The following is a 25,214-nucleotide window of genomic DNA, read 5'->3' as shown; positions in this document are numbered from 1 at the left end:
GATTATTATTTTACGATCATTTCAAAAGATAGTGTATTTTCTATTAAATTAAATTCTAATAATTGGTTTTGAATTTTGTCAAATGTTTTTTGATCCATTTTTTTTTGTGACCATCTTGTTTTCTTAAGCCATTGTTGTATATCATCTACTTTTTGATTGTAACGTGCAGCTAGTGTTCTGTCTATACTTGGAATTTCTTTAAATTCAATGGTTGTATTATTAATAATTTCTAATATTAATTCTAATGTAGTTGGATTATTTTTTAAAAATTCATTTCGAACGGCAATTACAAAAGAAGGCCATGGAGTAGGGCATTCGCTTATTCTTCTAAAAATACCTTGATCTACAAGTGGTTGTGTCATGAAACGTTCCCATAAAAAATAATCTGCATTTCCACTTTGTAAGGATTCTACAGCTCCTTCAATTGTATTAACAATTTCAAAATTTAATTTATTTAAATTCCAATTTTGTTGTTTGGCATTTACAAAACTCATTAAATGAGAACCTGAACCTACTCTTGAGATTGCGCTTTTAGTGTTCTCTAAATCAGATAAATAATGGTATTTAGAACTAGCGTTAACATGTACTCCCCAAATTAAAGGAGATTGAACGTATAGTTGTATTATTGAACTATCATTGCCTGATGCAATATCTTTTATTATTCCCTCAGTAAGAATAACTGCAATATCTGTTTCATTGTTGCGTAACATTTGACACATTTTTCCTGTTCCTTCTGGAATATCAGTCCATTGTAAGTCTATTCCTACCTGATCGTATTCTCCGTTTTCTATACATAATTGCCATGGTAGATTAAAATGTTCTGGAACTCCAACAATTCTTACTGTTTTCATATTTAAATTAGGGAAAATAATTTTTTAAAATATTATTTAGTTTTGAGATAATTTAGTTATACATTTTTCACGAATATTCCAAATTTCTTCAAAAGTTTTATCTTGTTTAGTTTCAAGAATCCAGTTTTTTAAAAATGTTTGATGATATTCTATTTTATATTGAATAACTTGTTTGGGTTCAATTATAATTTTATTAATAATGTCTTCTTTTATTTTAGAATAAAAAGTATCTTCACTTGTATAGTCCTGATATACACCGTTTACTTTTAAATAACAATGCGCTTCAGGTATGTAGTCTATAGAATGTTTTTTTAAAATTTCATTTAGAAGGGGAGTATTTTTAGCATTCATTTTAAAAATACTTAAAACAAGATCTACGTTTTCCTGATTAAATTTTGAAGCTAGAGATTTGAGTAATGCGTGTTTTGAACTACAAGTTCCTCTGTTTTCTGTTAATACAAGAGAAAAATCGTCACGTATACTATTTCTTCCGTATGGAATTTTTCTTACGTATGTAGTTAGTTCTTCCCAAGTAGAGATACTTTTTTCATTAAACCAATTTGATAGACTATTCATAATCATTTTTTAGAATAGGTAAAATATTTATTTCTATATCCTTTATTATTCCTTTATTAATAATCATATCATATTTTAGTATTCCTAATTCGTACCAATTCCAATTTTGGTCATCATAAAGAAATTCATTTGTTTTACGCATTTGGATCTTTTCTGCCATTCTATTACTACTGTCATTTTTTGTTTGTGTATAGGCGTATAGTTTAGGTAAATTTAGATTTCTAAATGCGTATTTAATCCATGCTTGAAAAACTTCAAAACCTAATTTTTTATTCCAATGTTCTTGTGTAATGCAAATCCCAATATCATAAAAATTTTGATTATTATTAACTGTGTTTTCATTAAATTTAAGACCTCCCCAGCCAATAAATTCATTAGTTTCTTTTAAAATAATGCCATACCTTCCTATATTATGTTTGATATATTGGCTTAAAATAGAATTAATTACAAATTTTGTTTGGTTAATATCAGTTGCTGGAGCATTCCATAAATATTCATGAACATTAGGATTAGAATCTATTTTATGCAATATCTCTAAATCTTCGATTTCCAAAGGTCGCATGATTAGCCTTGGTGTTTCTAAAATAAAATCCATTAAGTAACTATTTAATAATTTTCCACCAGTTCCATGATGTGTTATCTTTTGTAAGATATGTTTCTATAAATTTAAATTCACTTTTCTTTAATATATGATTAGAAGCTGCATTTTCAAAATGTGTATAGGCATGTAATTCTTTTATTTTCATATTATTAAAACTATGTTGGAGCCAAAACTTTGTAGCTTCGGAGGCATATCCTTTACCCCAAAAAGGTTCGTCTAGTCTGTAGCCATAGTCATAAAAATTGGTATTACCATTTTCTATATGATCATCTACAAATTTAATACCTGTCCATCCAATAAATTCGCCAGTTTCTTTTAGAATGGTAATATATCTTCCTGTTTTATTTCGGTTATATTGCTCTAAAACTTTTTTAATAGTATTTTCAACTTCTTGAATATTTTGAACAGGTTGTTGCCACAAATATTTATGTACATTAGGATTCTTATCCATTTTAAACAATGATTCTGCATCACTCATTTCAAATGGTTTAAAGAGTAACCTTTTGCTTTCTAATTTTTGTACCATTTTTAGGATAATAGATTTGCTATTATTCAACTAATTTATCAAGTGTATAAAGTATTAAAGCATCTACAGCTTTATAAGGATCTTCACTAAAAGTTCCGTTTGCTCGGTTTGCAATGACAGCATTTAAAGATAAGCAGTTATGTCCCAAAAGTTTTCCTAATCCGTAAATAGCAGAGGTTTCCATTTCAAGATTAGTCATACGTGTACCATTAAAATGAAAAGAATCCATTTTACTATTTAATTGAGGATCTTGAATATTTAAACGAAGAACACGCCCTTGTGGTCCATAAAAACCTCCTGCTGTTCCTGTAAAACCTTTAAATACTTTATCACTTTCTAAACGTTTTTCTAAGATTTCGCTTCCAGCTATGACATAAGGTTTTCCTTTGCGCATATCCCAATTGGTTTGTGAGATAAAGGCATCTTCTATTTCATTTTCAGTAATATGATCTATCAAATAGGAGCGAAGCATATTATCTAAACCTAAACCATATTTAGATAAAACGAAACTATCAACAGGTATGTCAGCTTGTAATGAGCCTGAAGTTCCAATACGAATAATATTTAAAGAAGTTAAATTTTCTTTAATTTCTCTTGTTTCTAGATTAATATTAACTAGAGCATCTAACTCGTTCATTACAATATCTATATTATCAGGTCCAATACCTGTAGATAATACTGTAATTCGTTTTCCTTTATAGATCCCTGTTTGTGTTTTAAATTCTCTTTTTTGTGTTGAAAATTCGATTGATTCAAAATGTTTTGTAATTTTTTCAACACGATATTGATCACCAACTATAATAATGTCTTCTGCAATATCTGATGGTTTTAAATTAAGATGGTAAACGCTACCATCAGGGTTTAGTATAAGTTCTGAATTTTTAATCATAAATTTTAAAATTAATAATTGTAAATTTCGAGGTTTTATTTAACCTCCAACTCGTTTTACTTTGAAACCTTTTTCTTTTAATATAAGCATGATTTTATCACGATAATCTCCTTGAATAATGATTTCTCCATCTTTAAAACTTCCTCCAACAGCTAATTTATTCTTTATGTCTTTAGCTAAAAGTTTAAAATCTTCATCTTCACCTTCATAGCCTGCTATAATTGTAATGGGCTTTCCTTTTCTTTTTTCGTATTTACAAATCATGGGTTCTTTTTGAACAAAAAGTGTGTGTAACTTTTCTTCTTCAATAGGTTCATCAGAAGGAATATGATCTGGAAATAGTTTTTTTAGTTGATCTTCTAAATCCATTTTTGTGAAAATCAAAAATTGAGAATTAAAAATTAATTAAAATCTTCAACTCTCAATTTTAAATACTTAATAATTAAATTATTTTTTTAACAATCCTAATTCAACTAAACGCTCATTTAAGTATTCGCCAGCTGTAATATCTTCAAATAATTTAGGATTCTTTTCATCTATACATTCTGGTAAACAGTTCAAAGACATATCACTTACAGGGTGCATAAAGAAAGGAATTGAAAAACGTGAAGTTCCCCATAATTCTCTAGGAGGATTTACAACTTGGTGGATAGTTGATTTTAATTTATTATTTGTATGACGAGATAACATATCGCCTACATTAATCATTAATTCATCATCTTGTGCAATAGCATCAATCCATTCTCCTGCGTGATTTTGAACTTGTAAGCCTTTACCCTGAGCTCCCATTAATAGAGTAATCAAGTTAATATCTCCATGAGCTGCCGCACGTACAGCACCATCTTTAGGTTCATCTGTAATAGGTGGATAATGTATAGGTCTTAAAATTGAATTACCATCTTTAATAAAATTATCAAAGTATAATTCATCTAAACCTACATATAAAGCCAATGCTCTTAACACATAAACTCCTGTTTTTTCTAACATTTGGAAAGCTTCTTTACCTACTTCATTAAAATTAGGTAATTCTTCTACAACAACATTGTCAGGGTATTCTCCAGCCCATTTAGAACCTTCTGAAACATACTGACCAAAATGCCAGAATTCTTTTAAGTCACCAGCTGAACGTCCTTTAGCATGTTCTTTACCAAAAGATACATAACCTCTTTGTCCACCAATACCAGGAATTTCATACTTTGATTTTACTTCTAATGGTAAATCGAAGAAATTACGTACTTCGCTGTACAAATTTTCTACTAATTTGTCATCTAAAAAGTGACCTTTTAATGCTACGAAACCAATTTCTTCGTAGGCTTTTCCGATTTCATTTACAAATTTTTGTTTACGTACCGGGTCATCCGATAGGAAATCACGTAAGTCAACACTAGGAATTTTTTGCATTGTCTTAGTTTTTGTTAATAACTTCAATTGGTATAATACCTTGATAGAACAAAAGTAAATATAAAATGTTTGATTTTTAAATAAAAGTTATTAACAATTATAAAAAAACTAACTTTTGTCAGTTTTACTGAAATTTTAATCTTTATTTTTGAGATAGCTAACTAAATTAATTATGAATTTTGAAAGAAAAGATTTAACAAATGAAGTTTTATTAAACCTTTATAAACAATTACTAAAACCTCGATTGATTGAAGAAAAAATGTTGATTTTAATTCGTCAAGGAAAGGTCTCAAAGTGGTTTTCAGGTATAGGACAAGAGGCAATAGCGGTAGGGGTTACAGCAGCTCTTGATCAAGATGAATATATACTGCCTATGCACCGTAATTTGGGCGTTTTTACAACTAGAAAGATTCCTTTAAAAAGATTATTTTCTCAATGGCAAGGCAAATTAAATGGTTTTACAAAAGGAAGAGATCGCTCTTTTCATTTTGGAACCCAAGAATTTAAAATAATAGGCATGATTTCTCATTTAGGACCACAAATGGGAGTGGCCGATGGCATTGCATTAGCTAATAAATTAGCTAATAATAATAAAGTTACAGCTGTTTTTACTGGAGAAGGTGCTACTTCAGAAGGTGATTTTCATGAAGCATTAAATGTAGCATCTGTTTGGGAGTTACCTATTCTTTTTATCATAGAAAATAATGGCTATGGTCTTTCTACTCCTACAAATGAACAATATAAATGTAAAAATTTAGCAGACAGAGGAATAGCTTATGGAATGGAAAGTTATATAATAGACGGTAATAATGTTCTAGAAGTATACAATCTAATATCTGAACTAAAAAAATCAATGATTGAAAATCCTAGACCTGTTTTAATAGAGTGTAAAACTTTTAGAATGCGTGGACATGAGGAAGCTAGTGGTGTTAAATATGTACCAGAAGAATTAATACAACATTGGGCAGAAAAAGATCCAATTGAAAAGTATAGAAGGTATTTAAAAATAACAATGGTTCTTTCAGATGAAGAAGATGATATAATTCATAAAGAAATAAAAGAAGAAATTGATTTAGAATGGTCTAAAGTACAAGAAGAACCAGCTCTTATTGCTAGTTTAGAAAATGAGCTAAATGATGTTTATGCTCCTTATCATTTTGAAAAAATAGATTCTAATGTAGAAATAGAAAATATTCGTATGATAGATGCTATTTCGCAAGCTTTAAAAGAATCCATGAAAAAACATTCTAATTTAATTCTTATGGGTCAAGATATAGCTGAATATGGAGGTGCCTTTAAGATTACAGAAGGATTTGTTAGTCAATTTGGAAAAGATAGGGTACGAAATACGCCTATTTGTGAAAGTATTATTCTTTCTACTGCAAACGGATTATCTATTAACGGATATAAAGCAGTTGTAGAGATGCAATTTGCAGATTTTGTTTCAACAGGCTTTAATCCGATCGTTAATTTGTTTGCAAAACAACATTATCGTTGGGGGGAAAAAGCAGATGTGGTAGTTCGTATGCCTTGTGGAGGTGGTACACAAGCAGGTCCTTTTCATTCCCAAACAAATGAAGCATGGTTTACAAAAACACCAGGTTTAAAAGTTGTTTATCCTGCATTTCCCTATGATGCTAAAGGATTATTAAATACGGCTATTAATGATCCAAATCCTGTCCTTTTTTTTGAACATAAAATGCTTTATCGTTCTATTTATCAAGATGTGCCAAATGATTATTATACATTACCATTTGGTAAAGCTTCACTTATAAAAGAGGGCAATAATGTAACTATTATTAGTTTTGGTGCAGGTGTACACTGGGCCTTAGATACATTAAATAACAATCCAGATATATCAGCTGATTTAATTGATTTAAAAACACTTCAGCCTCTAGATTTAGAAACGATTTACAAATCAGTAAAGAAAACAAATAGAGCTATTATATTACAAGAAGACACTCTTTTTGGTGGTATAGCAAGTGATATTTCGGCATTAATTATGGAAAATTGCTTTAAATATTTAGATGCTCCAGTTTATAGAGTAGGGAGTTTAGAAACCCCAATTCCTTTTATGAAATCATTAGAAGATCAATATTTACCCCAAATACGTTTTGAAAAAGAATTAAAAAAACTTTTAAATTATTAACCTTTTTCTAAATCATTAATATAGATAGAAACATTAAATAAAAAATATAAAACCTAGACCTATGTATAATATTATTTTATATCATAAATTGTATTTTTATTATATAATAAAAAATCATTCTTCGTAAATTTGACACTTTTATAAATTTATAATAATAAAATGAGCAAAGAAATAAGAAACCTTGAACCAAAAGCTCTTTGGAACAAATTTGCCGATCTGAATTCGGTACCTCGTCCTTCTAAAAAAGAAGAAAGAGTGATTGCTTTTATGATGGATTTTGGACAAAAATTAGGTCTAGAAACTATAAAAGATGAAGTAGGTAATGTAATTATTAAAAAGCCTGCGACAGTAGGAATGGAAAACAAAAAAACCATAGTAATGCAATCGCATTTAGATATGGTTTGTCAAAAAAATAATGATACTATTTTTGATTTCGATACACAAGGAATTGAAATGTATGTTGATGGTGATTGGGTAAGAGCTAAAGGAACCACGCTCGGAGCAGATAATGGTCTAGGTGTAGCTACCATCATGGCAATATTAGAAAGCACTGATATAACACATCCAGCTATAGAAGCCTTATTTACTATTGATGAAGAAACAGGTATGACAGGTGCTTTAGGTTTAAAGGGAGGTTTGTTATCAGGTGAAATTCTTTTGAATTTAGATACAGAAGAAGATGACGAAATTGATATTGGATGTGCTGGTGGAGTAGATGTAACGGCTGAACGTGAGTATAATGAAGAAGAAACTCCCGAAGGTTCTGTAGGTTACACAATTACTGTAAAAGGATTACAGGGGGGGCACTCAGGGATGGATATTCATAGAGGATTAGGAAATGCTAACAAAATTATGAATCGTTTATTATTTGATGGCTTTGAAAATTTTGGTCTCCAAATTTCTGAAATCAATGGTGGAAGTTTACGAAATGCAATTCCGCGTGAAAGCGTAGCAAAAGTAATTATTGCAGGAATGTATGATGAAGCTTTTGTTTTTGATATGCAAGAAATAATTAATGATATAAAATCTGAATATAAGACGATGGAACCCCATCTTCAAATCTTGATTGAAAAATCAGATTTACCAGCAAATGTAATGGATTTAGGGGTTCAAGAAGGTTTATTACGCGCCATCTACACAGCTCACAACGGAGTATATCGTATGAGTCCTGATATGGCTGATTTAGTAGAAACGTCAAATAATATCGCAAGAGTAGTTGTAAAAGAAGGACAAATATCAATTCAAAATTTAACACGTTCCTCTGTAGAAAGTTCTAAATTTGATTTAGCTAACTCTTTACGTTCAGCATTTGAATTATTTGGTTGTGAAGTTACTTTTTCAGGTTCATATCCAGGTTGGACACCTAATATCAATTCTGAAATATTGGATGTATTGACTTCTATATATGAAAAACAAAACGGTTCAAAACCTAACGTAGTGGCTTGCCATGCAGGATTAGAATGTGGTATCTTAGGAACTAATTATCCAGAAATGGATATGATTTCTTTTGGTCCTACGATCAAAGGAGCTCATAGTCCTGATGAAAGAGCTAGTATTTCTTCTGCTCAAAAATATTGGAAATTTGTTTTAGAAATTTTACAAAATATTCCTCAAAAGTAAAAAATAAAGAAAGTTTTTTAAATGGCAATTTGTCATTTAAACTCAAGAAAGTTCGAATGAAACAAACAGGCGAAGCACAAATTACATAGTACTTAATGTGACTTCTCCTGTCATCGAACTGACCAACTAAATCTAGTTCTTTTTATACATGTCTTTTTAGAAAATTTTCTAAAGTTGGTTATAATTTTTTGTTTATCTACTATGTTTCCACCTTTTATGAGTCCACATATAATATTCAGGAGCTTCATAAATTTGCTCTTCTACTCTCTTAATAAAATTTTCAGAAATTTGAAAATTTGGGACAGAATTGACCTGTTCTGTTAAAATTTCAAAAGTCGCTTGATAAAAACCTCTTTTTATTTTTTTTACCCTTAAAAAGATAATATTCATATCAAATCGTTTAGCTAACATTTCTGCTCCAATATGTATAGGAGCTTCTTTACCCATAAATTTGTACCAGTGCATATTACTGGATGCTTTAGGAGTCTGATCACTTATAAAAGCATAAGCGGATAGTATATTTTTTTTGTTATTATTTTCTATAACTTTTGAAGTTTCTTTAGTACTAATTAATGTTGCATTAAATTTAGAACGAATTTTTTTTACTAACTTGTCAAAATAAGGATTTTTAATTTTTTTATATACACCAAAACCTTCAAACTTAATATATTTATTCATGGCTATTATCCATTCATAACTTGCATAATGAGCTAACATAATAATTACACTTTTTTGTTGTATTTCCAATTTATTATAAATCTCTAAATTGGTAAACTGATACCTTTTATCCATTTCTTCTTCTGAAATACTTAGTGTTTTTATCATTTCTAAAAACATATCACACAAATGTCTATATGATTTTTTTTCTATAGATAATCGTTCTTTAAAAGATAAATTAGGAAAAGCAATTGTTAAATTACGACGTACCGTTTTTTTTCTATAGCCTATGAGATAATAAATAATAAAATAAATACCATCAGACAATAGATATAACAACTTAAAAGGGAGTATAGATATAAACCAAATTATAGGATATAAAAGTAAATAAACGACTAATTGCATTTGAATATTTTAAGGCAAATATAACTTATTAAATTTATTTAATAAAGTATTTCATTCTTTAACTATTATTTATAAAATGTAGTATATTGCTCATAAAAAGGAGTTCTATGAATTTTATATTATTATCTCTAATAGGTATTACCGTTTTCATAAGCTATAAAGGCTTTACAGATTATTATTTTTCTAGTCAATACGAATTTAATATTGGGAAAATTCGTTCAGGAGAACAAATAAGAATGTTTACATCTGGTTTTTTACATGGTGATTGGGGACATTTATTTTTTAATATGTTTACACTTTATATGTTTGGAAATATTGTAATTAATTATCTAGGTTCTTATATATTTTTAATAATTTATTTTATTAGTTTATTGTCAGGTAGTTTGTTATCTATCGTTTATCATAAGAATAATTTTAATTATAGGGCTAGAGGAGCTTCTGGAGCCGTAGTAGGTATAGTATATGCTGCTATTTTATTAAACCCTGAAATGAATTTATATCTTTTTTTTATTCCATTCCCAATTTCAGCTTATATTTTTGGTATTGGTTATTTATTATATTCCATTTATGGTATGAAAGTTCAAAATGACAATATAGGACATGAAGCACATTTTGGAGGCGCATTAGGAGGGTTAATAACTACAATATTAATAGAACCTACTATTTTAATTACAAGTTTTAAAATGATTTTTATATTAATTATTCCTATAATTATACTTTTTTTCCTAACAAAAATGAAAAAAATATAATGGCATAGATTTTGTAATCTTTAAAAAAATAATTATCTAATTAAAATCATATACAAATGAAAAAATTAATCACTTCTTTATTATTTTTAATAACTTTTATGATACAAGCACAAGAATTTAAACAACAAACTCCACAAATAAATGTTTCTGGAGAAGGTAAAATAAAAGTAGTCCCAGATCAATGTTTAATTACTTTAGGAGTTGAAAATACAGCTAAAGACGCAGCAACTGCAAAAAAAACGAATGATGACATAATAGATAAACTCATTCAATATATAAAAGGATATAATATTCTTTCTTCTGATTATCAAACAGCGGAAGTAAGTCTTAATAAAAATTATGACTACGAAAAAAAGAAATATAATTTTCATGCTAGTCAAACGATAACTATTTTGTTAAAAGACATAAAAAAATATAATGATTTCATGTTAGGAATTACTGATACAGGAATCACGAATATAAGAGGTGTTGAGTTTAAAACTTCTAAATTAGAAGAATTAGAGAAACAAGCTCGTAAAAAAGCAATGTTTAATGCAAAGCAAAAAGCAGAAGATTTTGTATCTGCTTTAGGACAAAAAGTAGGAAAACTTCTTTTAGTAACAGATAATACATCAAATTATTACCAACAAGAACCTATGATGTATAAATCAGCAGGCATGTTAGAAACTTTAAAAGATACTCCTAATAAAGAAATTTTGGCAGTAGGAGAAATGACTGTAATTGTAAACGTACAAGTTGGATTTGTTATAGAATAAATTAAAAATAAATAAGCTGTCTGAAAAGTAATATAAAAAAATAAATTTTTGTAAATATCTTTTCCGACAGTTTTTTTTATAAAAATGAAATTAGAAAATATAGGTATAGTACTTTCTGGAGGTGGGAGTAAAGGTTTGGCTCATGCAGGAGTCTTACATTTTTTAGAAGAAAATAAAATAAAACCTAATAGTATTTCAGGAACTAGTGTAGGAGCCATAATTGCAGCTCTATATGCTATAGGAAAATCACCTCTTGAAATTTTAGAGTTTTTTAGATCAATTTATTTCTTTCATTGGAAACATTTTACATTTTCTAAAGCAGGTTTAATAGATGGAAATGCTTTTGAATCTTATTTTTATAAAATTTTTAAAGATTTAAAAATAGGAGATTTACCTATTGAAATACAGATAACTGCAACAGATTTAATAAAAGGAGAATTAAAAGTTTTTAATGAAAAAACTCGTGTCGTAGATGCTATTTTAGCATCATCCTCATTTCCTGGTGTTTTTTCACCTTATGAATTTGAAGGGAATTTATACAGTGATGGAGGGATTTTAAATCATTTCCCAACAGATTTATTAAAAGGAAAATGTGATTATTGTATAGGTGTTTATGTAAGTCCTATACAAAAAATTGAATCTAAAGATCTTACTTCTATTAGATCTGTGACAGCTCGTGCTTTTGATTTGCTTTTTGGTAATTCTAGCACTCACAAATTTGCTAATTGTAATTGGCTTATTCAGCCAGAAGAATTATCTAAATTTGGTACTTTTGAAACAAATAAATCAAAAATGAAAGAAATTTTTTCTATAGGATATAAAGAAGCTCAAAAAACATTTTTAAAAAATGAATTTGACTTTTAATTAATTTTTAGTTTTCCTCTCATTTTTAAAAATAATAAAGCTATATTGAAAGCTAAATTTCCTGAAGTTAATATTTCAGGATTTTTTATTTTATAAGTAGAAAACAATTCTTCAAGAGAAAATATTTTAGAATTTAAATCTAAAATTCTTGTTTCCATAACCTCTACATCTAATAAATTATTTTTTATACGACCGCTATGTAATTTTGATAAATATTCATTCAAAATTTCTACATCATAATGTATACGGTGTCCAACAAGTGTAGCATTACCTATAAAATGTATAAAAGCTTCAATAGCTTGTGCTTCTTCATAAGTTAATTCTTTAGAGTTTACAATTTTATCTTTTTCTAATTGAATTTCTAAACTTTGCTCAACTATAATTTGATTATTTTCAATAACAACAGCTCCTATTGAAATAATTTTATCTTTTGAAGGATTTAATCCCGTTGTTTCAATATATAAAGCTACTTTTTTTATAGAAGGGCTTTCTAATTGAAGTAAATAATTTTTCCAAAAATCTGGATATTCTTTTCCTAAATGTTTTAACCAATCGAGCATATTATGAAAATTGTGTTAATTGAAAGGTGTCTTTTACTATTTCTTCTAAATCTTTTAATACAAAAAGAGATTCTTTTAAACGTTCTTTTTCTATTTTAGGTAAATGTTCTATATCTATATATTCTCCTGTATTATCGTTTTTATAACCTTCTAAAATTCTATATTTAGATAATAATAAAAAGGTTTCTGATGCTTGACGATAAACTTCTGCATTGTCAATATCTCTTATTGCTAGTTCTTTGTATCTAGAATATGTGTTATTAATTCCTTTTAATTCAAACTGTATAGATAATAAACGCGCAATATCTATTATTTGATTAAGGCTTTTTTCTTTTACATTAAATTTACCATGATAGGGTCCTGAATCTTCTTCATTAAATTTTTTAAAGAAATTTAATGGAGCTGGTTTTTTAAGTGCATCATTTCCTAAATAATCTAGAAATAAAGTTTTATTTTTTATTTTTGAAATAGTATCAGTTATTAATGTTTCAAAACTTTGATCTCCATATACAAATTCATAATCAAAGAAAATAGCACAATGTTCATTTGTAAATTCGCCTGGTGATTTAATCCAGTTTTCATATTGAATAATCCATTCATTTAATGGCTTACACCACTTTTCATTTGTTACAGAATTACCAAATTCACAATGTTTATAACCTAATTTTTCAAGTGTTTCGGCTACTTTTTTAGCTAATTGACTAAAATAAAATCGAACATTTCTAGCTTGCTGAATATCTACATTGGCATAGATTAGCATATTATCATGATCTGTTAATAATAATTGTTCTTTTCTTCCTTGACTTCCTATACTTAAAAAAGCAAAAGGAACAGGAGGGGAGCCTAAATCTAAAATAGCTAATTGTATAGATCTATTAATGATAGCTAGTACAATTTCTCCTGCAACGTTATAAAGGTGTTGTAAAGGAATATTTTTAGTAAGGGCTTGTTGCATCATAGATGCCATAGATTTATAAACTGCTCTTAATTCAGATGAAGAATTGGCTCTTTTAGCTTCTTTTATTAATACACCTGGTGAATTAGCTTGTGCTTGTACTAAATCTTGTTGAGTTATGACTCCTTTTACCTGAGTATGTGGAGTTCCGTCTACAGTTACACATAAATGATGTACTTTGTGTGATAACATTACTAATTGGGCTTCTGATAATGAAACATTTTCAGTAACTGTTATTACAGGATAAGTCATAATTTTATCAATATGTGATTGAATAGCATTTTTACCTGTAGCTACTTTATATTTAAAATCAGAGTCTGTAACGATTCCTATAAGTTTATCATCTTCTATTATGAAGGCATTATCTAACATTTCATTAGTCATTAATAAGGCTACTTCTCTAATAGTTTGATCTCTTTTAACTAATAAAGGGGAATGGTTGTATGCTAATGTTTGTATAAAGGAAAAATCATTTTGAAATTCTGAAAGTTGTACATTATCAGCTATTAATTTTTTTTTGTCTTGATCAGTTGGATTATTTGAGTTTAGAGCAAAACTTTCTAATAAAAAATTTAAAACTTGTGAGTTTTGTATAACGAATGGTCTAATTCGATCAATAGGTATTGCAAATAAAATGGCTTCTTCATTTGATTTTGCTGTCATTTGATAATTATTTTTAGCAAAAAAAGGTCTTAATCCAAAAATATCTCCAGCATAACATTTATTTAATAATGTTTCTTCAGCATCTGATACTACAGTCAAATGAATAACACCTGAATTTATAACATAAAAAGAATCATGCAAAGGATCATTTATTTGAAAAAGTTTTTGTTTTTTCTCTAAATGAATAACTTTTACGTAGTATGCAATTTGTTCTAAATCTTCAAAAGATAAAAAATTAAATGGTTTAAAATCTTTTAAAAAATTAGCAATATTAGTAGCTATAGAATTTTTCATTTAATTTATCTAATTTTTAAAACTTTATTAATCATAAAAACACACTATTAGAACATCAAAGACTTTGCCAAAAATCAAATATATTTTAATAGTATTATCAAGAGTAAAAATAGAATATTTTTTATAGAAGCAAAAGGAAATGTTTAATTTTTCTATTTTACATAATATAAATTATAGTTCAAAATATTAGGTGTTTAAAAAATATTCATAATTAAACCCAAATTACGCATTAGAGAATTTTTAAAATAACTTTATTGATTCCCTAATCCTTTAATTTTTAAAAAACTAAAATTGATAAAAATTAAAACATTTTATTTCAATGAGTTATAAAAATTATTTTTTCTAATGCGTAATCTGGGTTAATTTTATTCTTTGATTTAAATATTTTCTGGATTTAATAAAAATGATTTATAAGAAATTTTTAAAATAGCTCAAGAGTAATTAATCAAATTATGAATTTTGGTTTTAATAATTGATTAATGACATTTCTGATAATATTATGGTTTAACATTTATTTATAATAAAAATAGTTTATAGACTTAAAGCATGCAATCATCAAATTCTAGTGCCTTTTAAATTTAATTCAGTTAAATTATGATTCTAATATTCGTATGCTTATGAAATAAATTATTTAATTAATTATCTTGTTTATTTTCAAAACAGTAATAATCAACAATTATTTGGTAGAGTTGCTATACGTTAATTATATTTGTGAAAATAAAAATAGATGAACAAACTTAAAGAACGTTGGGGAATTAAATCTAATTATCAATTAGTAATTATTTTTATTGTATTTGCTATAAATGGTTCCTTATCAGCCAAAATTTCTGCTTATTTCATGCAATTTTTAGGATTAACCAAAGAAAATTTACATTGGAGTATTTATTATTTTTTATTATTTATTTTAGTATTGCCCCTCTACCCTTTTATGCTAATGTTTTTTGGTTGGCTTTTTGGTCAATCTATATTCTTTTTTCCATTTAGTAAAAAAATGTTAAAATCTATTGGACTCGGATTTATTTTTAAAGAAAACTAATTTTATTCTAACTTAAAAACTTTGATTGTATATCAAAATTTCTTTTTCTATAATAATTATCAAATTTTACTGCTTTAAGGTAATTCATAAAGTGTATTCTAAGAGCTATTATAAAATTTAAAAGGTTATTTTTATTTATTTTAATAAGCAGATACAATTTAAAAAAACACAATAGATTAAAGACTCCTTTTTATTTATTAAAACTTTTATTTCTTAATTTCTAAAAAAAAAGCTTAAAAGCACAAACATTTAATTGTAAATATTTAATTTTGTCCTTTATTTTATTAACTTCAAATATGAGCGCAACGCATCATCAAGATCTCCATAATAAATTTACTTTAGGTGGAATTCTTGTTACTTTAGGAATTATTTATGGTGACATCGGTACATCTCCTTTGTATGTAATGAAAGCTATTATTGGTAATCATGCTATTAGCCCCGATGTAATTTTAGGAGGAATTTCGGCCATTTTATGGACTCTTACCCTCCAGACGACTTTAAAATATGTAATTATGACACTATCTGCTGATAATAATGGCGAAGGTGGAATTTTTGCATTGTACGCATTAGTAAAACGAACGAAAGTTAGATGGTTAATCATACCTGCTATTGTAGGAGGATCTGCATTATTAGCTGATGGAATTATTACACCTCCTATATCTGTTTCGTCTGCTGTAGAAGGTTTAAAACTATATTTTCCTGAAATTAATACAGTTCCGATAGTAATAGCAATTTTAGTATTATTATTTTTAATTCAACAATTTGGAACAAGTTTAGTAGGTAAATTTTTTGCTCCTATGATGACTATTTGGTTTGGAATGTTAGCAATCTTAGGAATCATTCAAATTTCACAAAATTTTGATGTATTAAGAGCTATTAATCCATATTATGCAATTCATTTATTACAAATTCATCCAGAAGGATTTTATGTTTTAGGTTTTGTTTTTTTATGTACTACAGGTGCTGAAGCTTTGTACTCAGATATGGGACATTGTGGAAGACAAAATATAAGAATTAGCTGGATTTTTGTAAAAATTGCACTTTTATTAAATTATTTTGGTCAGGGAGCATATTTAATTAAACACCAAGGTGAAACTTTAAAAAGTATAAATCCTAATAATATAAATCCATTTTATTTAGTAATGCCAGATTGGTTTCAACCTTTTGGAATTTTAATAGCTACTTTGGCTGCTGTTATTGCTTCACAAGCTTTAATATCAGGTTCTTTTACACTTATTAATGAAGCAGTGCGATTAAATTTTTGGCCAAAAGTTAAAATTAAATATCCAACTGTATTAAAAGGACAATTGTATATTCCTTCAATCAATTGGTTATTATTAGCAGGTTGTATTGGGATTGTACTATATTTTAAAGAGTCAGGAAAAATGGAAGCCGCTTATGGTCTTGCCATTGTATTATGTATGATTATGACTACAATTTTATTAATGTACTATATGATTATGAAACGTATAGCCATTTATATCATAATCCCTATAATTTTATTTTATTTAGCTATAGAATTTAGTTTTTTAATTGCATGTCTAGATAAATTTGCACACGGAGGATATGTAACTCTTATCATTGCCTCATTATTAATATTTATTATGGGAGTTTGGTATAGAGCAAAACAAATTGGTAAAAATTATACAAAATTTGTAAAAGTTGATCATTATAAAAAAGTTTTAGCTGAATTGAGTCTTGATTTGTCAATTCCTAAATATGCAACTCACTTAGTATATATGACTAATGCAGGTCGTGTAGATGAAATTGAAGAAAAAGTAATGTATTCTATTTTACAAAAACGACCAAAAAGAGCTGATATTTACTGGTTTATACACGTTAATGTTACAAACGAACCTTATAAAAAAGAATATCGTGTAACTGAAATTATCAAAGATGATTTATACCGCATTGATTTTAATTTAGGATTTAGAGAACCAACTAAAATTAATTTAATGTTTAAAGAGGTAATTAAAGATATGGTAGAAAAAGGAGAAGTAGATATTACAAGTCGTTATGAATCTTTAAACAAAAATAAGATTATAGGAGACTTTAAATTTGTACTTTCTGAAAAATATCTTTCTAATGATAGTTTCTTGAATTTTACTGAAAAAATAATTATGAATACTTATTTCTTTCTAAAAAAATTCTCTTTATCAGAAGAAAGCGCTTTTGGATTAGATATAAGTTCTGTTAAAATTGAAAAATTCCCAATGGTTCTTCATGCTCCAGAAAAAATTAAATTAGAAAGAATTCATAAAGACAAAGAGTAATAATGATTTCTTATAATACAAAAGATTGGTTTACCTTTATTTTTAGATTTCATAAAGCAGATACCTTTAGACAATTACTTCCATTAATAATAAGTATTGGAATATATGCAGGCATCATTGCTTATTTAGAACTAGAATATTTTAAACTATCAGAAAATCATAATCTAAAGAACATACCCATCATGCACAGCATGTTGGGTTTTGTTATATCATTACTTTTAGTTTTTAGAACAAATACTGCTTATGATAGATGGTGGGAAGGAAGAAAACAATGGGGAGCTTTAGTTAATAACAGTAGAAACTTAGCCATAAAATTATCTGCTATTCTGATAGATAAAGAAGATCAAATTTTATTTAAAAAATTAATTCCTTATTTTGCAGAAGTACTTAATTTACATCTAAAAAATGAAGAAGTTAGTCAAGAATTATTTGAGGAACTAAATGTAGATGTTTGTCATAAAAAACATAAGCCTAATCAAATTGTAAAACTAATGACTAAAAAAATCATTGAGCTTAAAAATCAAAATAAGCTTTCAGATGAAAATTTATTATTTATAAATAATGAACTAATATCTTTTTTGGATATTTGTGGTGCTTGTGAACGTATTAAAAATACTCCTATACCCTTTTCTTATAGCGTTTTTCTAAAAAAATTTATCTTTTTTTATGTTATGACGTTGCCTTTTGGATATGTTTTTAGTTTAGGTTATTTAACAATTCCTGTAGTCATATTCATTTTTTATGTATTAGCCAGTTTAGAACTTATTGCAGAAGAAATTGAAGATCCTTTTGGTAATGATGAAAATGACTTACCCACTAATAAAATAGCTGAAAATATCAAAAAAAATATGGAGGAGATTTTATAAAATCTCCTCCACTATTTTAGTTCATTACGTAAAAATAATTCTTCTTTATCAGATAAATCAGGAAGAATAGCTTCAAAAGCTTTCTTAAAATATTCTCTTTTAAGCATTGCTCTAATTGTATTTCTTGAAAAACGAACAAATTGCCATTTATGATGTTGTGTAGCATTTATCAATGATTTTAAAACAATCGGATGAGTTGGATTAATTTTAAGGATAACTTCTAACGCATTTTGTCTTATTGTTGAATTAAATCGAAGTGTTGTATAATTTAAAAGTTCTGATAGAAATAAATCCTGAAGTTCTTGTTTATACCCTTTTGATTGGAGGGCTAATCCTAACCAAGTAATTTTAAAACTTTTGTCATTTAAACCTATTATTTCTTTTGTTTTTTCTAAATAACTAATAGCATCTTCTGGAAATTGTTTACATAATTGTACTAACGTAATTTCTTTAGTTATATAAGATTCATCATTTAAAAATTGTTCATAATCTAATTTAAATTCTAAAGGTATTGTTGTAACTGTTTCAACTATTGCTTGTCGAATAGTTATATTTTTAGTATTTATTACTAATTTTAGCAATTCTGCTTTTTCTTCATAAGAAACATTTTTTAGTTGATAGATAATTTCTTGAGATAAAGCAACGTATTCATTTGATAGTAAAATATTTTTAAAAAAATCTTTTTTCTGATCAAAAGAAACTGTTTCTAATTCTTTTAATTCAAAATATTTTTTGACTTCTTTATTTTTGCTCAAAATTTGAGTAGCTTTTTCAAAATTGAAATGAGATGATTCTAACCATTCTTTTTTAAATTGATAAATATCAAAATAAGGTGCCACTTTTTTTATTTCATTTAAAAAATCATTTGTATCAACATTTTTATATTGATATTTTTTTAGATATGTTTTTATTGCTTTTTTAAAATTATAATCCCCTATTGACTCTCTTAAATAATGTAATGCCCATGCTCCTTTTTTATAAAAACTCAATACACTTGCTTTTTTATTTAAAATGGGTATTGTATCTTTTGTAGAATTAGCATTTATTTCATCTGCATATTTTAGTAATTCAAACTGAAAATGAGTATCTCCAAACAAATGTTTTTCTGCTAATAATGCGTAATAAGTAGCAAAACCTTCTTGTAACCAATGATGTTTTCCTTCTTTTGCAGTAACTAGATCACCAAACCAATGATGTGCTAGTTCATGAGCATTTACATTTATATAATTTTTATCATTAAAACCTATTTTATCTACTACATAATCTTGAGAAAACACTGTAGCTGTAGTATTTTCCATACCTGCATATAAAAAATCTTCTACAGGAACTTGTTTATAAATTTCCCAAGGATAGGCTAAATCAATTTCTTTTTCTAAAAAATTAAAAATTTCTTTTGAATATTTATAAGTATAATCAAATTTATCTTCATCTTCATATTTATAATATAATTCAAGTTTTTTCTTCCCTTTTGATACTATTTCTTTTGAACCAAAGATTCCTATTGCAAGCATTGCTAAATAAGAAGACATTGGTTTTTTCATTTCATATACCCATTTTTTATTTGCTTTTATACCAGGTTGTATAATTTTTTTTAAAACACCATTTGAAATTACTTTATAAAAAGGTTCTGCGGAAATACTTAAATTAAAAATTAATTTTTCATTTACATCATCAAAACTAGGAAGCCAATGGGATGTATATTTTCCTTGACCTTGTGTCCAAATTTGATAATTTCTATAATTTATTTTTTGATTACTAGATGATAAAAAACTAAAATCATTCCCCATATCTATAAAATACATAGTTTGTTTAGGGGTGGCTTGGTAATGGAAAGTAATTATATTTTTACCTAATGTATAACCTTCAAAAAAAATAAGCGATTTATTTGTGCTTTTATATTTTACGTATTTTCCATTTATTTTAACCTCTTTAAATGTCATTTTTATGGCATCAATTTTAATAGAATCTACTTTTTCTTTTAATTCAAAAACATAATGACAAGTTCCTGAAATTGACTTTGTTTGAAAAGAAGGAGTTAATTCAGCTTTCAAGGAAATAAAATCAACTTTAGGAATTGATTGAGCCCATAATGTAAAAGAAAAGAGGAAAAATAGAATACGCATAAACGTTAGATTATTATAAAAGACAGGCTATCTGAAAAAATCTTAATTTTGTTATTTTTACCAAAGTTAAATTTTAAGGAATAAATCGCATAATATTTGATAATGTAACTTTCTTATTTTGGAAATGAGAAACTTTCCTCTTAATAAAAACTTATTAAATGAATTAAAATTATTTTAGATAATTATCAAACTCGGCATCAAAAATATTTATAAAAGCATTTTTAATTGTTTTATCTTCATTTAATAAGATTGCTCTATGTATTTTGGTTATAACCCATTTACTTTGTATATCTTCAAAATCTTTTGCATGAAGTTGGGGAATTTCAAAATGATGATGTGCTAAAACCTTTTTCCATTGATTAGGATCTTTATCTATATTAATGGCTACGAAATTTATAAAAGGATTTCTTTTTTTAATTTCCATAGCTTTTTTATAAGCTAGTTTTAAATGTGATTTAGCTTCTGAGCTCCAAAAAAAGAGAACTGTTTTTTGGGCATTGGTTGAAACGGAATTAAATTCTTTTCCTTTTGGATCTATAAGCTCAATTTTAGGTAAATATTTATTTTTAGCTAAGGATTGAATAGAGTTAGCTATTTCTTTTATTATATTTTTACTACATGAATCAGTAGAAAGCTTATAATACTCTGATAAAAAAGCTTTATTGTTAGAAGTATTTTGATCTTCTAAAAGATACATGAAAGCAATGTTATGTAGTACGGAGTTCTTAATTGACTTATTGGTAAATATAGAATCAGCAACTTTTAATCTATCTATATTATTCTTTACAATTATAGTTTCTTTTTTACTATCACATGTAATATTGTTTAGCATAGCGGTTAGGTATGCTACAAAAGGAGCAAAATCAGTCAACTTTTGATTATTAAAATCAATTTCTTTTCTATAATCATAATAATCTTTTGGAAGTAAACCACAAACTTTTTTATTTGTTCTAAATTGATGAATCAAAGGATAAAGTTCTTTTTTAGTTAGATATGGCATTTCTAACATAGAACTGGCGTATAGATCAAAATCGCTATTCCAATCTATCTCTTCTTTTTTTTCATTATAAAAAACCTTTCTTTCTTGATATTCTTTGTTAAGTCTATATTCAAATTTTTTTAGAGGTTCATCATAAATATCAAAACTTGAATTTTTATCTTCTTCATTTTTTAAAAATAATTCTATTAAAAAATTATTTTTTTCATCACCGCGACCACAAAAAGTTAATGAATTATCAAATTCTTGAGCGTTTAACCTAATCATTAAACTGTCCCCTTTTTCTACATACATATATTGGTACTCGGGTTCATGTCTAAAGGTATACATACCTGAAGATAAGGTATCATATTTTACTAAAAAACGATTGTTTTGATCTAATGTTATGGTATCAATAACTTTATCTTCTTTACAGAGATATAGGAATTTTGAATTAGGATTTATTATTTCACCGCCGAAATAAACCTTCTCGCTTTCTTTGTTTTTACAAGAAATCAGAAGGAAAGGAACAAATATTAACGTATAAAAAAGTATTTTTTTATAATAAGCGATCATCATTTAGTATTTACCTTATGCAAATTTATTTTTATATTTTACAAAAAAATGTTAATATAGCGTTAAAGTTTATTTCTTTAATTAAGTAATACAATACCTCCTACACAAGATCCAAATCCTATTATAAATGAAATGATCGAATAAAGTAACATTTTTTTAGCCATTGTTTTATAGGGTTCTTCTCTATAAAAAATAATTAATATAATACTAACAAGGAAGGTTATTATACTAATGGATTCTACTAAAGCAATTAAAAATAAAAAAAAATTTAGTATCATAATTTTTAGTTTATTAGAGTTAATATACCACAAGTACCAGATCCTATTAAGAGTGCAATAATAGAATACGTAACAAGTTGTAATGTAAATTTTTTATCTTCATCTATAAAAAAGAAACGTAATATTCCTATAATTAGAAAAAAAGGAGATACTAAAAGAATCAATCCTGCCAAAGTTAAGAATATTAATATTATGACAACTCTAATAGGTTCTATAAAAAGTAGTACTATAATAATTAGTAAAGATACTATATTTATGTAACTCCTCATGACAATTAAGTTTTATTATTTTACTTCAGGTTGTTTTTTCCTTTTATATAAAAATAATTGCCATTTTTCTTCTGCTACTCCTGCTTTATCCATTTCTGCACGCCCTAAAATAAAAAATAAATCAGAAAGTCTATTAATATAAGCAGGAATATAGTCATCTACTTCATCTTCTTTCATTAAACTTACTAATAATCGTTCGCCACGACGTATTTGTGTACGGACTACATGGCATAAAGCTGAAATTTCATTTCCTCCAGGAAGTAAAAAATAATCTGATTTAGTAGTCATTGCTGCTTCTAATTCATCAATCCATTCTTCACAAAAAGAGGGACCATCTTCTGGTTTTGGATTAGGATTTATTTTTTTGCAATCAGATGGACGTGCTAAATGAGACATCATATCCATCATATCTTTTTGTATTTTATGTAAATTAATTTGCCATTCGTGTGTAACTCCTAATTTGGCACGTAATAATCCTATAGTAGAATTTACTTCGTCTAGTGTTCCATAACAATCTACACGAACATCATCTTTGTAAACACGACTTCCTCCAAATAATCCTGTTTTACCTGTATCTCCTTTTTTGGTATATATTTTCATCTTTTTATTTTTAGTATTTTATAATTTTAATATGCAATGGTTTGGTAATTTACGCTCATTTCATTAGCTAATTTTTTGGCTAATGCTAATTTTACAAAACCTTTTTCGGTATCTATAATTGTTGTATTTTTATTTATTTTTAGATAGGTTTTAAAATATAAAACTGCTTCTGTAAAAGGGTTTTGTGTTTTTCCTTGATTTATTTTACCATCTGTTATTATATATAAAAGAGTTTCTTCTTTTGTCTTTTTAGATCTTATAAGTTGTTGTACTAACTGTAAACCTGCTTTTAAATTTGTTTTTCCTCCAGATCGTAGATCTTGTATTTCTGTAATAAAGGTTTCTATATTTTGTGTAAGTTTTAAAACAATTGTAGCCGTACCATTTTGTAATGCCACGGCCGAAAGGAGTATTTTTTTATTTTGAAATTTATGGACTGTTTCTGAAATTAATCCTTTTATAAAAGAAATTTGTTGATCTTTAATCATTGAACTACTGGAATCAATCAGAAATACTAAATGTATTTTAGATTCAGAGATTGCTTTTTTGTAATAAATTTTAAACTTTTGAGTAGTTAAATATTTTTTAACTGTATTTACTATATTAATGCTTGTTGTGTTTTTTTTAAAAACATTATAGCTCCCTTTTTGGTTAGTTTGAGAATTAAATATAATGCCTCTTTGAGATTCCTTTTGGGGAATTTGAATTTTTAAAAACTGATCTGTACTTGTAGCTTGTAACAAATAATCATTTAAACCTTTACTTTCATTTTTATTAAAATTATCCTCTTTTTTATGATTGTTTTCTTCTGTCTTTGTTTGTGTTTGATCGTTTTTTGGAAAATTTTTTCCTCTATGATTTAGAACTAAAGGGGCTATTTTTTCTAAATGTACAGATGTTACTTCTATACAATTTTTAAAAGCGGCATAAGCACGACTGGCTTTTATAAGTAAAATATCAGCACGTAATCCTTCTACTTCATAAGCTATACATTTTTCCGCAATAGTGTCTCTAATTTCTTCTGAAAGATGAATATTTGAAAGTTCTTTTCTAGCACTTATAATTTGGTTAGCTAATTGTTTTTCTTGATCTTCAAATTCACGACACAATTCGTTTGAATCTAAATCAAATTTCAAACGACGATTTACAATTTCCATTCGAATTTTTTTATCTGTAGGTGTTTTTATGGTAACAGCTAACCCAAAACGGTCTAGTAATTGCGGACGTAAATCACCTTCTTCAGGATTCATAGTGCCTACTAAACAAAACCTACTCTCAAGCCAATGAGAAATAGAATCACGTTCTAAAAAATAACCTCCGCTTGAAGAAGCATCTAATAAAACATCCATTAAATAATCATTTAATAAATTTACTTCATCAATGTATAAAATACCTTTATGCGCTTTAGATAATAATCCTTTTTGTACTTCTAATTTTTTATCGTTAATGAGAGTTTCTAATTGAAGAGAACCTAAAACACGATCTTCTGTAGCACCTATTGGCAGATTGACAAAAGGAAAATGGGGTTCAATATTTTTCATTAAACTTTGTAAAGCACGAACAGTGGTTGTTTTACCTGTTCCTTTATCTCCTTGTGCTAAAACGCCTCCTAATGATGGATCAATCATACATAAGAGTAAAGCTAATTTAAAATCATCTTGTGCGCAGATAGCTGTAAAAGGGAAGCTTTTTTGTTCCATAC

The 25,214-nt window shown here is 26.9% G+C and carries 24 protein-coding genes; 8 read left to right on the top strand and 16 right to left on the bottom strand.

Annotated features, from left to right (window positions below):
• Nucleotides 1-5 precede the first annotated feature (5 nt).
• From AWN65_RS05360 to AWN65_RS05330, 7 genes are all read right to left on the bottom strand, one after another.
• The gene (locus AWN65_RS05360) at nt 6-851 is read right to left on the bottom strand and encodes a substrate-binding domain-containing protein (protein WP_060382229.1); all 846 of its coding nucleotides are present in this window, start codon (nt 849-851) and stop codon (nt 6-8) included.
• A gap of 36 nt (nt 852-887) precedes the next feature.
• Nucleotides 888-1,427 (bottom strand): hypothetical protein, encoded by a 540-nt coding sequence (locus AWN65_RS05355; protein ID WP_060383831.1) that lies wholly within the window; start codon nt 1,425-1,427, stop codon nt 888-890.
• Nucleotides 1,420-2,022, bottom strand: a complete 603-nt coding sequence (locus AWN65_RS05350; RefSeq protein ID WP_081078396.1) for a GNAT family N-acetyltransferase — start codon at nt 2,020-2,022, stop codon at nt 1,420-1,422. Before AWN65_RS05350 ends, AWN65_RS05355 begins: the two co-directional genes overlap by 8 nt.
• 7 nt (nt 2,023-2,029) lie before the next feature.
• The gene (locus AWN65_RS05345) at nt 2,030-2,554 is read right to left on the bottom strand and encodes a GNAT family N-acetyltransferase (protein ID WP_060383830.1); all 525 of its coding nucleotides are present in this window, start codon (nt 2,552-2,554) and stop codon (nt 2,030-2,032) included.
• Between the two features lie 22 nt (nt 2,555-2,576).
• On the bottom strand, nt 2,577-3,443 hold the full coding sequence (locus AWN65_RS05340; RefSeq protein ID WP_060382227.1) for a nucleoside phosphorylase: 867 nt from the start codon (nt 3,441-3,443) through the stop codon (nt 2,577-2,579).
• Between the two features lie 39 nt (nt 3,444-3,482).
• Nucleotides 3,483-3,812: a translation initiation factor gene (locus AWN65_RS05335; RefSeq protein WP_060382226.1), complete on the bottom strand. Its 330-nt coding sequence runs from the start codon at nt 3,810-3,812 to the stop codon at nt 3,483-3,485.
• Nucleotides 3,813-3,890: 78 nt separating this feature from the next.
• Nucleotides 3,891-4,844 carry an isopenicillin N synthase family dioxygenase gene (locus AWN65_RS05330; RefSeq protein WP_060382225.1) on the bottom strand — a complete coding sequence of 318 codons (954 nt, stop codon included), beginning with the start codon at nt 4,842-4,844 and terminating at the stop codon, nt 3,891-3,893.
• Between the two features lie 172 nt (nt 4,845-5,016).
• Here AWN65_RS05330 and AWN65_RS05325 point away from each other — a divergent pair, with 172 nt between their 5' ends.
• Both AWN65_RS05325 and AWN65_RS05320 read left to right on the top strand, forming a co-directional pair.
• The gene (locus AWN65_RS05325; protein ID WP_060382224.1) at nt 5,017-6,993 is read left to right on the top strand and encodes an alpha-ketoacid dehydrogenase subunit alpha/beta; all 1,977 of its coding nucleotides are present in this window, start codon (nt 5,017-5,019) and stop codon (nt 6,991-6,993) included.
• Nucleotides 6,994-7,152: 159 nt separating this feature from the next.
• The gene (locus tag AWN65_RS05320) at nt 7,153-8,613 is read left to right on the top strand and encodes an aminoacyl-histidine dipeptidase (protein WP_060382223.1); all 1,461 of its coding nucleotides are present in this window, start codon (nt 7,153-7,155) and stop codon (nt 8,611-8,613) included.
• 192 nt (nt 8,614-8,805) lie between these two features.
• Here the strand turns inward: AWN65_RS05320 and AWN65_RS05315 are convergent, their stop codons facing one another.
• Nucleotides 8,806-9,675 carry a lysophospholipid acyltransferase family protein gene (locus AWN65_RS05315; RefSeq protein WP_060382222.1) on the bottom strand — a complete coding sequence of 290 codons (870 nt, stop codon included), beginning with the start codon at nt 9,673-9,675 and terminating at the stop codon, nt 8,806-8,808.
• 107 nt (nt 9,676-9,782) lie between these two features.
• On the opposite strand from AWN65_RS05315, the gene AWN65_RS05310 reads away from it, so the two are divergent.
• The 3 genes from AWN65_RS05310 to AWN65_RS05300 all read left to right on the top strand — a co-directional run bounded on the left by AWN65_RS05310 (nt 9,783) and on the right by AWN65_RS05300 (nt 12,043).
• Nucleotides 9,783-10,424 (top strand): rhomboid family intramembrane serine protease, encoded by a 642-nt coding sequence (locus AWN65_RS05310; protein ID WP_060382221.1) that lies wholly within the window; start codon nt 9,783-9,785, stop codon nt 10,422-10,424.
• Between the two features lie 56 nt (nt 10,425-10,480).
• The gene (locus AWN65_RS05305; RefSeq protein ID WP_060382220.1) at nt 10,481-11,179 is read left to right on the top strand and encodes an SIMPL domain-containing protein; all 699 of its coding nucleotides are present in this window, start codon (nt 10,481-10,483) and stop codon (nt 11,177-11,179) included.
• 84 nt (nt 11,180-11,263) lie between these two features.
• Nucleotides 11,264-12,043 carry a patatin-like phospholipase family protein gene (locus AWN65_RS05300; RefSeq protein WP_060382219.1) on the top strand — a complete coding sequence of 260 codons (780 nt, stop codon included), beginning with the start codon at nt 11,264-11,266 and terminating at the stop codon, nt 12,041-12,043.
• Here AWN65_RS05300 and AWN65_RS05295 read toward each other — a convergent pair.
• Nucleotides 12,040-12,603 (bottom strand): exonuclease domain-containing protein, encoded by a 564-nt coding sequence (locus tag AWN65_RS05295; protein ID WP_060382218.1) that lies wholly within the window; start codon nt 12,601-12,603, stop codon nt 12,040-12,042. The genes AWN65_RS05300 and AWN65_RS05295 overlap by 4 nt on opposite strands.
• Nucleotide 12,604: 1 nt before the next feature.
• The gene (locus AWN65_RS05290; RefSeq protein WP_060382217.1) at nt 12,605-14,515 is read right to left on the bottom strand and encodes a DUF294 nucleotidyltransferase-like domain-containing protein; all 1,911 of its coding nucleotides are present in this window, start codon (nt 14,513-14,515) and stop codon (nt 12,605-12,607) included.
• A gap of 727 nt (nt 14,516-15,242) precedes the next feature.
• Between AWN65_RS05290 and AWN65_RS05285 the strand changes: the two genes are divergently transcribed.
• From AWN65_RS05285 to AWN65_RS05275, 3 genes are all read left to right on the top strand, one after another.
• Nucleotides 15,243-15,551, top strand: a complete 309-nt coding sequence (locus AWN65_RS05285) for a DUF6787 family protein (RefSeq protein ID WP_060382216.1) — start codon at nt 15,243-15,245, stop codon at nt 15,549-15,551.
• Nucleotides 15,552-15,847: 296 nt separating this feature from the next.
• Nucleotides 15,848-17,824 (top strand): KUP/HAK/KT family potassium transporter, encoded by a 1,977-nt coding sequence (locus AWN65_RS05280; protein WP_060382215.1) that lies wholly within the window; start codon nt 15,848-15,850, stop codon nt 17,822-17,824.
• A 2-nt stretch (nt 17,825-17,826) separates the two neighbouring features.
• A complete protein-coding gene (locus tag AWN65_RS05275) occupies nt 17,827-18,690 on the top strand; it encodes a bestrophin family protein (protein ID WP_060382214.1) in 864 nt (287 codons plus the stop codon).
• Between the two features lie 11 nt (nt 18,691-18,701).
• Here the strand turns inward: AWN65_RS05275 and AWN65_RS05270 are convergent, their stop codons facing one another.
• The 6 genes from AWN65_RS05270 to AWN65_RS05250 all read right to left on the bottom strand — a co-directional run bounded on the left by AWN65_RS05270 (nt 18,702) and on the right by AWN65_RS05250 (nt 25,212).
• The gene (locus AWN65_RS05270) at nt 18,702-20,813 is read right to left on the bottom strand and encodes a M1 family metallopeptidase (RefSeq protein ID WP_060382213.1); all 2,112 of its coding nucleotides are present in this window, start codon (nt 20,811-20,813) and stop codon (nt 18,702-18,704) included.
• A 169-nt stretch (nt 20,814-20,982) separates the two neighbouring features.
• A complete protein-coding gene (locus AWN65_RS05265; protein WP_235588348.1) occupies nt 20,983-22,368 on the bottom strand; it encodes a TlpA family protein disulfide reductase in 1,386 nt (461 codons plus the stop codon).
• A 74-nt stretch (nt 22,369-22,442) separates the two neighbouring features.
• The gene (locus tag AWN65_RS05260; RefSeq protein ID WP_060382211.1) at nt 22,443-22,643 is read right to left on the bottom strand and encodes a hypothetical protein; all 201 of its coding nucleotides are present in this window, start codon (nt 22,641-22,643) and stop codon (nt 22,443-22,445) included.
• A 5-nt stretch (nt 22,644-22,648) separates the two neighbouring features.
• A complete protein-coding gene (locus AWN65_RS14760; RefSeq protein WP_123861982.1) occupies nt 22,649-22,912 on the bottom strand; it encodes a hypothetical protein in 264 nt (87 codons plus the stop codon).
• A 15-nt stretch (nt 22,913-22,927) separates the two neighbouring features.
• Nucleotides 22,928-23,512 carry a cob(I)yrinic acid a,c-diamide adenosyltransferase gene (locus AWN65_RS05255; RefSeq protein ID WP_060382210.1) on the bottom strand — a complete coding sequence of 195 codons (585 nt, stop codon included), beginning with the start codon at nt 23,510-23,512 and terminating at the stop codon, nt 22,928-22,930.
• A gap of 26 nt (nt 23,513-23,538) precedes the next feature.
• The gene (locus AWN65_RS05250; protein WP_158447580.1) at nt 23,539-25,212 is read right to left on the bottom strand and encodes a VWA domain-containing protein; all 1,674 of its coding nucleotides are present in this window, start codon (nt 25,210-25,212) and stop codon (nt 23,539-23,541) included.
• Between the last annotated feature and the right edge of the window lie 2 nt (nt 25,213-25,214).

The organism is Flavobacterium covae (assembly GCF_001534645.1).
Taxonomy (GTDB): domain Bacteria; phylum Bacteroidota; class Bacteroidia; order Flavobacteriales; family Flavobacteriaceae; genus Flavobacterium; species Flavobacterium covae.
The sequence above is the reverse complement of the archived record's forward strand: the minus strand, read 5'-3'. Positions and strand labels throughout refer to the sequence as shown.